Here is an 11,843-nt window from a genome sequence, read left to right on the forward strand (position 1 = left end):
AGAAGAAAATGGCGAAGTTAAATTACGTATCGTATACGAAGAAGAATCTCGTCGTATCGTAGGTGCGCAAATGGTATCACGCGTTGACATATCAATGGGAATCCACATGTTCTCATTAGCAGTACAAGAACAATTAACAGTCGACAAATTAGCATTATTAGACTTGTTCTTCTTACCTCACTTCAACCAACCATACAACTACATCACAAAAGCAGCATTAAAAGCTGAGTAATAAAAATCTAAATCATTGAAAAAGGGCAACCCTCTTAGCTAACCCCAGCTAGGAAAGGTTGTCCTTTTTTCGTGATGTTGGTAATCCTATAGATGGTCTAAGAAGAAAGTCGTCATCATATCCATTGTTTCTGTCTTAACCAAATGGTCTTCATCCTCGTGGACAAAAATGATATTGTCCAAGTGGTTGTTGTCTTTTACGAACCCCGCAGTCTGGTCATAAGGAACCCGCCAATCACGTTCACCGTGCCAAATCAAGAAGGGTCTGCCCGCTAAGCTGTCAACTTGGGTGGACAAATCATACCGGTCAACCCAAGCCGTCAAATCTCTTAAATCATCTGGGACAAACCGGTTAAATGAACTGCTGGCATGTTCAATCAGTCGCTCTCGGTATTGGATAAGGGTAGGTGACCCCATCATACAAGATGCTACTTTAATTTCTGGATGGTGGGTCAGTAAAGCAGACGACGTAAACCCGCCCATAGAAGTCCCGCCAACCCCAATCCGGTCATCTAAGACCAAGTTGAGTCGTTTGAAATGTTGGATAATAGCCCCAAATTCAAATAAATTACTTTGAATACTTTGCCAAAAAGTCAATGATGGGATGGCAGATATGGCTTGCTTGCGGCGACCATGGTTCATGGCGTCTGGTAACAGGACCCGAAAACCTACTTTTGCTAACTTTCGCCCCTGGGTTAAATTTAGTTCCTTATTGGATTGCCAGCCATGATAATAGACAATCAAGGGTAAGGGGGCGTTTCGCTGGTCTAATGGAACGACTTCTAGTAAGGGGATTTCCCTAATTTGTCGTCTTCTAATGGTTGTTTTCAATGGTATTTCCTCGCATTCAATCACTGGCTTCAGCTTTTATTCACTTGCAAATATAGCGACAGCTAGGAGGAAATGCAAACATTAGGAACTAGCTGGTAGCGGGTAATTTTAAGGGGAGGGTTTTGTGAAGAACTTTGTAAATATTGCTTTTTCCAAAATGTAAAAAGTAGACCTATTATATACAGTGGATCCTGAATAAGGAGTGGAAGATGTTTTAGCATACTTAGTTTCAACTTCAACCGTGAACACATTTGTTGTAGTGGATGACTTATGCAGTTGCTATCATAGCACGGTTAGTCGCAACAGAAGGGGCAGACATGAAGACTGCCCACCAACCACCCACTAGGCCTAAGGGTCAATAGCGCTCATGACTTTATCATCGAGTCTGGTGAGTACAAGTTCTACGTAGGGAGCGCAAGTGATAATACACCATTCGATAGAGTTTAGACACCATAAACTGGCAAACGGTAACCCTGTCATTTTCCAGTTTTTAATAGATTTTTGACTTAGGTTTTACTAAATAAATATGGGATTTTGCGATACAATAGAAGAAAGTAGAACTATGAAGGAGATGTTGAAAAATGGCATTACAAGATTACATGACAATCTTAGAAAATATGGGTGCAGCGGTTTTTGCGACGGTAGATAGTGAAGGGAAACCTCGTACACGGTTTGCGAATGTTGGTGTGGCGAATGAAAATGGGATTTTTTTTATGACTAAACCTGGTAATGAATTCTATACTCAATTACAAGCAAATGAGCATGTATCGATTTCAGCTATGTCAAATGACGAAAACGGGATTCAAGCCATTACCATTGAAGGTAAAGTGCGTGAAGTGGATCAATCTTACTTAGAGGATATTCTAAAATACAATCCATATGTAAAGGATGTCTATCCTGATGAAGAAGACCGGAAATCAGTTGTCGCTCTTCAAGTATATGAAGGTAGTGGCTTCTATATGAACTTAAAAGAGCATAAAAACGACACATTCGAATTTTCAGCAGAATAATAAAATTTCTAGTAATCTTTTGCTTTCAGTTTTTTTCTATCATTGCCTGACGATTCAGAATGTAACGGGGTGCTTCCGAACATTCTGATATGTGGTAGGACATCCTTGCTTCACCGCGAAGGCATGCTAGGAAAACTTCTGCCTAAGGTTTAACTCGGAAATCTAGCGTACAGCAAATAATACAATTGGAATTGAAAATGGGGAGAGACAAAAACTCTTCCCATTTTATTTACTCAAGGATTGAATAAATACTTATTTAAGAAATGCTAGGTTTTCAAGGCTATAGTTTTTCTAACATGTATTTTCATATCATTGTCACTACTACGATTACATATGCTTCTAACTACAGTGCAATCGTTTTAAATATCGTTACACTTGTTAATGGTTATTAGTTTTTGAAAGTATTCTCACTAGTCTAGTGAATTCACTTTTCAGATATGGTAAGGTTAGGATAGTTTATTTTGATATAAAAAATAAGTAAGTCATATATATGGGAAAGTTGTAATCAACAAAAAAGTTAGGAGTATCATATGGGGAAAAGGAAGAATCGAAATACGGATGCTTATTATCAAGATCCAACTAGACAGAAGTGGACGAGTTGGATAGTTGGCGCGGCTAAGGTTGTTTTGTGGACGATTGCTTATACATTAATGGTTTCGATACCTCAATTATACGTCATGTTTGGTAGCTATTTGGATAATACCTGGTTAACGATATTGGGCATTTTAAGTATTGTTTATATGTTTGCTGTGAGCTATTGGTTTTATCGCCGATACCAAAAGCAAAATCCAGAAAATGTTGTGGGTTTAACTTGGGATGATATTCTAAAGGACTTAGCCATTTTTGCAGGTGTTTTAGCCTTTAAAATGATTATGTCAGTCATTATGAGTAACATGTACGGAGTAGAGACGACAGTAAATGATGATATGATTTTTGGTTTGCTAGGTAGTAATAGCAATATCCTAGTGGCCTTAAACCTAGGCTTAACCGTGATTACTATGGCCCCAGTGATGGAGGAAATCATTTTCCGCGGTATGATCAGTAAAGGGATGTTCAAGGATAGCTTCTTCTCTGCAGCTATTATCATCTCTTCAATCTTCTTTTCAAGTATGCATCTTTCAGGCAACTTCATTTCTTTCATTATATATGCAGGAATCGGGGCGGCTTGTTTTATGGCTTATTGGCGGAAGAAAAATATCAATGATGCCATCTTTATTCATTTCTTGAATAATGTACCGGGGGCAATCATGATTATATTTGGCTTATTTTAGGGAAATTTGTTTAAATAATGCCTCTTTGAAGGGTGTGGATGGGATATCGATACTACTTTAAAGAGGTTTTTTTACATTTATTGCATCCAATGTTACGTTATTGTTACAGAGATATGGCGTTTATATTTAAAATAGAAATCTTTAATTTGAATTTAAGATTTTCTTAAAAGATTGATTTATTAACCTTTTTTAAATTTTTTTATTATTTTTTTGTGATTTTAGTTCAAGTAAGGTAAATTTTATTAGCGAAGTATAGCGTAAAGTTAAGGATTTGTGTAAGAAAGAGTAAATGATTTGTAACCTGATTGTTACGGAAAATTGCGGTTCGCTTGTATATAATAGCTATTGTAATCAGTAATTTCAGGGGGTAGAAATTTAATGAAGTTTTCAGTAAAAAGAATGGTAGGGACATCGTTAGCGACGTCAGCGGCTTTAGCAGCCTTTGCAACCACTAATGTTTCAGCAGACGAAGTATATACAATCGAATCAGGTGATACTTTATCTGCTATTTCACGCAAATTTGACTTATCAATTGCAGACTTAATAGAAGTGAACACAATCGATAACCAAGATTTAATTATCGCAGGTCACTCTTTAAATATTCCAACTGTTGATGCACCAGTAGTAGCAAGCACTAAACGTGTTGCAGATGCTTCTAATGTATACACAGTTGTTGCAGGTGATACTTTAAACAAAATCGCTGCAGATTTTGACACAGCAGCACAAAACTTACGTGATTTAAATGGTATTTCAGGTGACTTGATTTTAGTTGGTCAACAATTAAAAGTTAAAGGTGAAGTAGCTCAAGAAACAACAGTAGAACAAACAGCTCCTGTAGCTGAAGAAACAGTTGTAACGGAAGTAGAAGCTACTCCAGTAGTAGAAGAAACTGTTAACAACTATGTAGCAGACGTAAATGGTAACTACACTGTAGTTGCTGGCGACTCTATCAACAAAATTGCAGGTCAATTTGGCGTTTCAGCGTCTGAATTACGTGCGCAAAACAACTTATCATCTGACTTGATCTTAGTTGGTCAATCGTTGGCTATTCCTGGCTTAGCTGCAGCACCTGCTGTTGAAGAAGCACCAGTAGTAGAAGAAACTGAAACGGTTGTTGAAGTAGCATCTGTTGTAGCTACAGAAGAAGCTGAAGTTGCACCAGTTGCAAATTCAGTAGAAGAAACTGAAACTGCTGACGCAGAAATCGAAGCACAAGTTGCAGCAGAAGAAGCTTTAGCAGCAGAAGAAGAAGCGCAAGCAGCAGCAGACGCACAAGTGGCAGCTGAAATAGAGGCTCAAGAGCAAGCGGACGCAGAAGCAGTAGCTCAAGCGGAAGCAGAAGCACAAGCAGCAGCGGATGCACAAGCAGCAGCTGAAGCAGAGGCAGCAGCTCAAGCAGAAGCAGCAGCCCAAGCAGAAGCAGCAGCCCAAGCAGAAGCAGCAGCCCAAGCGGAAGCAGACGCACAAGCAGCGGCGGAAGCACAAGCAGCAGCCGAAGCAGAGGCAGCAGCTCAAGCACAAACTGGTAACGTAACAGCATTATTAAACAATGCCTACGCACAAGTTGGTGTACCTTACTTATGGGGTGGTAAAACACCTTCAGGTTTTGACTGTTCAGGTTTCGTAAACTATGTTTACAAACAAACTTACGGCGTAAACGTTGGTAGCTACACTGGTGAACAACAATATGCTGGTCCAAAAATCTCAGTTTCATCTGCACAACCAGGTGACTTAATTTTCTGGGGTTCATATGGTTCTCCATACCACGTAGCAATTTCATTAGGTAATGGACAATACATCCATTCACAACGTCCTGGGGAAACAGTTCACTCAGAATCAATCAATCCATACTGGGCACCATCATTTGCTGTAAGTATGGCTGCTTATAACTAAGCAATCTTTTAAATATAAAATATGAAAGGTCGAGATGATTACCCCCCTCGGCCTTTTTTTATTAGAAAAATTTGGTATCAAAAGCACATGTCAATAGCTATGAAAGCCCTTTAGTAGGCATTATTGGCATTTTCACCTAAAGGTGTTAAAATAAGGTGATAAGTTCTAGCAAATTTTCCAAGATCATATGTTCACAATCAAGGAGAGCACATTAATGAAAAAAATATTAATTGTTGACGATGAGAAACCAATCTCAGATATTATATCTTTCAACTTAAAAAATGAAGGTTATGAAATAGATACTGCCTATGATGGGCAACAAGCTTTAGAAAAATTCGCATCATTCCAACCCGACCTAGTGGTCTTAGATTTGATGTTACCAAAAATCGACGGGCTAGAAGTCTGCCGTCAAATCCGTAAAGATAGCCAAGTGCCAATCATTATGCTAACTGCTAAAGATAGTGAAATTGATAAGGTATTGGGGCTTGAATTAGGGGCGGACGATTACGTGACCAAACCATTCTCAAACCGTGAGTTAATGGCGCGCGTAAAAGCCAATATTCGCCGTACTGCGGTAGTTGCTGAACCGGTAGCAGCTGACGAAGTGACGGAGAAAGACAATATTATTGAAATTGGCGATTTATTGATCCATGAGGATGAGTATATTGCTTCTAAAAATGGGGAAGATGTTGAGTTAACACACCGTGAATTTGAGTTACTACATTATCTTTCACAACACATTAACCAAGTAATGACTAGGGAGCACTTGCTTCAAACGGTTTGGGGTTATGATTATTTTGGTGACGTTCGTACAGTGGATGTAACTGTGAGACGTTTACGCGAAAAAATCGAAGAAAATCCAAGTCATCCTAAGATTTTAATTACCAGACGGGGCGTTGGTTATTTCCTTAAAATTCCAACTCAAGAATAGAGGTCAGTCATGCCAAAAATAAGGAAGAAATCTGGGATTCCTTTTTTCAAATCTATTCATTTCAAAATACCCGTTATTTTTATATTAACGCTACTAATTTCGCTCCAAATTGTCGGAGCGTATTTTATTCGTTCACTAGAGACGGAAATGTTAACGTCGTTTGATGACCAAGTAACGAGTCAGACCACTTTTATCATTGATAATATTCAGTCGGTGATGGAAGATGAAGATTTGAATGAGGATGAAAAAGAGACGCAGGTGAATTCAATCTTGCGTCGCTTTAATAATGATAGTGTATTAGAAATTCAATTATTCGATAGCAATGGTTTCTTATTAGCTACTTCTAACCCCACTTCGCAAGCCTATATTGGGCAAAGAACGGTGGATGAAGATATAGAAGAAACGTTATATACAGGTATTCGTAGTGAAACGTCAGGCTATGATTCCAATCAAGAAATTCGCATCAAAAAATTTGTGACACCAATTTTTTCTACGGCATCTTCAGGAGCCATGATTGGTATTTTAAATGTGTCTGCAAATCTAGAGACTATCTATAGTCAGATTCAAAATATTATGTCTCTATTCTTGATTGCATCAGGTATTTCACTTGTATTTACGACAGGATTAGCGATGTTAATCTCTAGTCAGATCATCAATCCGCTACAAAAAATGCGCGATCAAACCAAGCAAATTGCTGAAGGAAATTATTCAACTACTTTGGATATCAATTCAGAAGATGAGATTGGGCAGTTGGCAGAATCTATCAACTACCTATCTGTTCGTGTTGGGGATGCACAAGACCTAACTGAAGCAGAGCGGCAGCGGTTGGATTCAGTCCTACGTCATATGACGGATGGGGTTATTGCCACCGATCGACGCGGGAAAATTACCATTATTAATGACCGGTCATTGAGTATTTTGAATAAGACACAAGAAGAGGTGATTGGGGAATCTATTATTGAAGCCCTAGACCTTTCTGATCGTTTCTCATTCAGAGAATTATTTGACCAACATGAATCCATCCTCTTAAATTATGCAAATGATGAAGGGGAAACAATTATTCGTGCTGAGTATTCAGTTATTCAACGAGAATCGGGCTTTATTTCCGGTTTGGTTTGGGTATTAACGGATATTACGGAACATGAAAAAATTGAACGTGACCGTAAGCAATTCGTTTCAAATATTTCACACGAGTTGCGTACACCACTAACGAGTGTGCGTTCATACAGTGAAGCATTGGTTGACGGGGCCATTAAAGATGAAAAAGTAGCGGTTGAATTCTTGAACGTTATTCAAACTGAAACTGACCGTATGATTCGGATGATTTCAGACTTACTACATCTTTCTAGAATGGACGCTAAGCAACAGGTGATTAACCGAGAGTTGATTATTTTCAAAGACTTAGTGAACCATATCTTAGACCGTTTTGACATGATGCTTCAATCTGAAGATTATGAAGGTAAAAATTATATTATTAAACGTGAATTAATGGAAGAAGAGGTCTGGGTAGAAATTGACCAAGATAAGTTAATTCAAGTTATCGATAATATTATGAATAACGCCATTAAATACTCGCCAGATGGTGGGACAATCTATGTACGTTTAATGTCCACACATAACCAACTGGTCTTAAGTATTCAAGATCAAGGGTTAGGTATCCCTCAAGAATCGATTCCACACCTATTTGATCGTTTCTACCGAGTAGATAAGGCGCGTTCACGTGCTCAAGGTGGTAGCGGGTTAGGGTTATCCATCGCAAAGGAAGAAATTGAATTGCATAACGGGACAATTTGGGTAAATTCGATTGAAAACAAAGGAACCACATTCTTTATCTCACTTCCATTTGAGGAGTTTGATAGTGATGATTGGGCAGGGGAGGATGAATGGGCCGATGAAGAATAATAAATGGAATTGGATCCTTCATGCGATACTTGCCATACTAGCGCTTGTATCGGTTGCTGCTTCAGTCAGTAACCTCTATGGGCCTAGTGCCTTAAATGCCTTGTTTAGTCAGGCTAATCAAGAAAGTAATGGAGAAACAACTACTGAATTGAATAATATGGCGATATCTAATGAAACAACAAACGAAAATTCCACTGAAGAAGTTGAAATTACAGCGTCTCAGACCTTAATTTTACATAGTGAGACGGATGAATACGTAGCGATTGATAATAGGCCAGCGATTAAAGAGCTAAAACATGTTGCTGCAGGATTCGACTATGATAGTGAAATCGAAGAAGATTCTGCCTACAATATCCGCAACTACGTCCAAACCCAACCTTATGTTGAAGATAAATTGAACAATGAAACACCGATTAACTTGTTGATTGCGGATGTGTCTAGACTTCCTGAAGAATTACAGGAAATTTCAATCACTTCTTATATTTATGTTATGGAAACCAATGAAGTCTATCTATTGAATGATGTGACTGATACGGCCTATTCGTTGACTATTTCAGATAGTGTAGATGATGTAATGGCCCGGGTCCATGATTATTTATCTTCATATGAAGGCTTAATGGCACCAGTTGTGCCAGTTACCCTAGCCAATGGGGTGTCTTATGTATCAAAAGAGGCACAAGAAATTGACCAGTTAACTTATTTACAAGAGCGTCAACCAACAACTTACTTCTTGAATCATTTCTTTGAAACACCAGAAGATATCCATGATTATTCAATGAATAAAATTTCACGCTATTATACAGAAGGTCGTCAGTTAACGATCAATATGGAAACTTTTGAAGTAGTCTTGTTACAAGATAGTACGAAAGCGGAAGAAACGAATTTAAATCAACAAATTGAGGTCACATCTGCTGCCATGGCGGATATTTTAGCTGACCAAACATCATGGCTGTATGTAGAGTCTAATGGTGACGACGAAAGTGAAATGATTACTTACCGTAAGTATGTACAATCACTGCCGGTTTTTGGGAATAATTACGTCTCAAAAGCCCAGTTTGTCATGTCTAGTAATACCATTCAAAATATTTATATGTCTGCTTTGACTATTCAAACCCAGGTGACTGATTTATCAGAATCTTATACGGTTATGGCAGGTGCGGACGCTTTGAATTTACTGAATAATGCAGGTTATTCTAATGGGGACATTTCGGAATTGGTCTTAGGCTATCGGTGGGTACAGAATCCTGAAACGAGCCGCCTAGTAGAATTAATCCCGTCTTGGCATGTTCAAATTGGTAATAAGTGGTTTATGCTTGAAGATTTAATTGATATGAGTCAGTATCCATCACTGCAAACTACTTATACTGAATCTGGTGAGGTCGTTGATTTATCTCTTTATTTTGACAATCTAGGCCAACAGGTGAGTGAGGAAGAAGTGAAGACCCAGTTAGACGAAAGTATTTCGGAATCTTTTTCTTCTGATGTAGACGAAACTGATTATTCTCAATTTTTGAATCCGCCAGTATCAGATAGTGATGAGGAGGAGAGCTAGCGATGAATTTTAAAAAAGTAGAAATCATTTTTATTCTAGCCTTCCTGATTTTAGATGTATTTCTGATTAATATTTTTATGAATAAGTATGTGGGGACATCGAATCAAGCGATTGAAAATCAGACATTGGATATTGTGACGGAATTTAAAGCCAATAATATTCATTATGATGAGATTTCAGATGAGGTCTTGCGGATTCCCTTTATTAGGACCTTGAATACAACCTTAAGTGAAGAAGATGTGTTAGCCGTCACAGAAGATACGCAAAGTGTTGAAGTAAATGGTAATCAAATCTTAGGACAGATTAATACCCCCATTCAACTGGAAGGGGTGACTGGTGAAACACCAGCAGGGGAACTTTCTGATTCTGCCTTAGCCAGCTTGAATCAATTTATTAATAGTGAAATTTATCAAGGAAACCAATACCGGTTTATTAGCTATGATAAGAATGCAGGTAGGGTGACTTACATGCAAGAGACGGCATCGGGTGCAGTGATTGCGGATGGAACTGGAGAAATTGTGTTTCAGGTGAATGATGATTTTGCAGTCTACGCCTATGACCAGACGATTGCTGGTGGTACTGCGACTCAAGGCGAGGAACGGACGGTCATTAGTGAACAACAGGCCCTTGAAAATGCCTATTTAAACAACAGCATTCCAGATGAATCAACGATTGTGCGTTCATTCTTATCATACCGCGTAACCCTAGTGCTTGATGAAATGACCCTCTACCATCCAGTGTGGACCTTATTGATTCACACGAATGAAGGGACGACGCAGCGTGTATTTGTAGATGGTATCAATGGGGCAATTATGACCCAATAATTGGAAAGAGGACGATTCATGTTTCAAAATTATCAAGAAAAAGTCAGTAACCGCTGGCACCAGTTTACGATTATCCTAGCCAGCTTAGTGGCAATGTTCCTTTTTGCGGGGGATAAGACAGGCGTACTAGCGGATGTGTCGGTGAGTGACTATACGGCGACTGTGAATGTAAAAGCTGATGGGACCATGCAACAAGATGAAATGATTGGTTTTGATGTGAAGGGGACGGTTGAGGAATTTAACCACTGGATTGCCCTGACTGATATGAGTAAGTTGGCCAATCTTGGCGTGGAAATGAAGAGTGTGTCGGCGGATTCTTATTTCACTTTTGTGGAGAGTGATTCAAATGAAGTGGGGACTTTTATGGTTTCTACTGCCGATGATCAAGGGGCGGACATCACCATCTACAATACGGTGACGAATGCACCACATATTACCCAGGTTTCAGCGACGATTTCAGATGCTTGGACCAATTATTCTGAGTGGACGATTTTAAAGAGTAGCTTTCTAGCATTACCCTATGACGTCGATCAAGCCACTTTAACTGTCACATTCCCGCAAGCTGTGCCGAAAGACCAATCTGATTTAATCATTTCAGGTCCTGGCAAAACGGACTTGCAATGGGCTGACGATAGAAAATCATTTACAATCACAGTAGATAACTTAAAAGCTGATGAAAGCGTGGCCCTTCAAATGTACATGCCAGTGTCCATTCTACCTGATAACCAAAAGGTGGGGGCAGACTCAGAAGGACAGGCGACAATTGAAAGTATGCAGGCTAGCCAAGAAGCAGCGACTAGTTTACAAAGACGCCAAACCATGCAAATCTGGGTTGTGGCGGGGACTTTATTTGTCTTAATTTTTGCTTATACCATTTATCTATATATGAAGAAGCGCCAAATTGTGGTTGCAGTGCCGAAAAACAAAGGCTTTGTGGCGAGTCAACCCAATGGTTACGGTCCACAAACTGTGGCTCGGTTAATGGGTAAAGGGTATTCGGACCATCAAAAGATTGTCTTGTTAGTTTTAGAGATGATTGAAGCAAAGGTTTTTGCGGCCCATTTTGAAGTTAATAAACGTGGCCAATTAACTGATATTCAAGTATCAACATTGAAACAGGAAGTCAATAATCCAGCAGGTCAATTATTATTAACGAGGCTTCAAGAAAATACCCAAACCAGTCGTGATGTGGTGTCTTTAAATGACTTAATTTTTAACAATACGGGCAAGGTAACGATGATGTCACGATTTGGCCGGAAATTAGTCCGTAAGATTAACCAAGTAGCTAAACAACCCTTAACCAAAGACGGTGTTTATAGTAAAATGAATCAAGTTTACATGGCTATTCTAACCCTTTATATGGTAGCATGGTTATTTGGAACAGGTTTCGTGATTTAC

9 protein-coding genes and 1 pseudogene are annotated in these 11,843 nt (G+C 39.0%); 9 read left to right on the forward strand and 1 reads right to left on the reverse strand.

What is annotated here, in order from left to right:
• Positions 1–232, forward strand: a pseudogene (locus tag ACRCJ0_RS05975) (H2O-forming NADH oxidase); the annotation flags it as partial.
• 86 nt (positions 233–318) lie between these two features.
• Here ACRCJ0_RS05975 and ACRCJ0_RS05980 read toward each other — a convergent pair.
• On the reverse strand, positions 319–1,062 hold the full coding sequence (locus ACRCJ0_RS05980; protein ID WP_431389838.1) for an alpha/beta fold hydrolase: 744 nt from the start codon (positions 1,060–1,062) through the stop codon (positions 319–321).
• Between the two features lie 581 nt (positions 1,063–1,643).
• Between ACRCJ0_RS05980 and ACRCJ0_RS05985 the strand changes: the two genes are divergently transcribed.
• From ACRCJ0_RS05985 to ACRCJ0_RS06020, 8 genes are all read left to right on the forward strand, one after another.
• A complete protein-coding gene (locus ACRCJ0_RS05985) occupies positions 1,644–2,072 on the forward strand; it encodes a pyridoxamine 5'-phosphate oxidase family protein (protein ID WP_431389840.1) in 429 nt (142 codons plus the stop codon).
• A 530-nt stretch (positions 2,073–2,602) separates the two neighbouring features.
• Positions 2,603–3,343 carry a CPBP family intramembrane glutamic endopeptidase gene (locus tag ACRCJ0_RS05990; protein WP_431389842.1) on the forward strand — a complete coding sequence of 247 codons (741 nt, stop codon included), beginning with the start codon at positions 2,603–2,605 and terminating at the stop codon, positions 3,341–3,343.
• 378 nt (positions 3,344–3,721) lie between these two features.
• On the forward strand, positions 3,722–5,236 hold the full coding sequence (locus ACRCJ0_RS05995; RefSeq protein ID WP_431389844.1) for a LysM peptidoglycan-binding domain-containing protein: 1,515 nt from the start codon (positions 3,722–3,724) through the stop codon (positions 5,234–5,236).
• A 214-nt stretch (positions 5,237–5,450) separates the two neighbouring features.
• The gene (gene yycF / locus ACRCJ0_RS06000) at positions 5,451–6,167 is read left to right on the forward strand and encodes a response regulator YycF (RefSeq protein ID WP_413540043.1); all 717 of its coding nucleotides are present in this window, start codon (positions 5,451–5,453) and stop codon (positions 6,165–6,167) included.
• Positions 6,168–6,176: 9 nt separating this feature from the next.
• Positions 6,177–8,069, forward strand: coding sequence for a cell wall metabolism sensor histidine kinase WalK (gene walK, locus ACRCJ0_RS06005; RefSeq protein ID WP_271735714.1), 1,893 nt, complete (start codon positions 6,177–6,179; stop codon positions 8,067–8,069).
• Complete coding sequence (locus tag ACRCJ0_RS06010) at positions 8,059–9,621, forward strand: hypothetical protein (protein WP_431389847.1); 1,563 nt, start codon at positions 8,059–8,061, stop codon at positions 9,619–9,621. The genes walK and ACRCJ0_RS06010 overlap by 11 nt, the downstream gene beginning before the upstream one ends.
• Before the next feature lie 2 nt (positions 9,622–9,623).
• Positions 9,624–10,445, forward strand: a complete 822-nt coding sequence (locus ACRCJ0_RS06015) for a two-component system regulatory protein YycI (RefSeq protein ID WP_431389849.1) — start codon at positions 9,624–9,626, stop codon at positions 10,443–10,445.
• Between the two features lie 18 nt (positions 10,446–10,463).
• Positions 10,464–11,843, forward strand: a 1,380-nt coding sequence (locus tag ACRCJ0_RS06020; RefSeq protein WP_431389851.1) for a DUF2207 domain-containing protein, incomplete at its 3' end; no start/stop codon positions are given.

The sequence above is a fragment of the Aerococcus sp. L_32 genome (assembly GCF_050689315.1).

Bases quoted from the DNA above. Each gene is read 5' to 3' on its own strand.
- yycF (WP_413540043.1), top strand. From the start codon at position 5,451: ATGAAAAAAATATTAATTGTTGACGATGAGAAACCAATCTCAGATATT.
- walK (WP_271735714.1), top strand. From the start codon at position 6,177: ATGCCAAAAATAAGGAAGAAATCTGGGATTCCTTTTTTCAAATCTATT.
- ACRCJ0_RS06015 (WP_431389849.1), top strand. From the start codon at position 9,624: ATGAATTTTAAAAAAGTAGAAATCATTTTTATTCTAGCCTTCCTGATT.
- ACRCJ0_RS05985 (WP_431389840.1), top strand. From the start codon at position 1,644: ATGGCATTACAAGATTACATGACAATCTTAGAAAATATGGGTGCAGCG.
- ACRCJ0_RS06010 (WP_431389847.1), top strand. From the start codon at position 8,059: ATGAAGAATAATAAATGGAATTGGATCCTTCATGCGATACTTGCCATA.
- ACRCJ0_RS05990 (WP_431389842.1), top strand. From the start codon at position 2,603: ATGGGGAAAAGGAAGAATCGAAATACGGATGCTTATTATCAAGATCCA.
- ACRCJ0_RS05995 (WP_431389844.1), top strand. From the start codon at position 3,722: ATGAAGTTTTCAGTAAAAAGAATGGTAGGGACATCGTTAGCGACGTCA.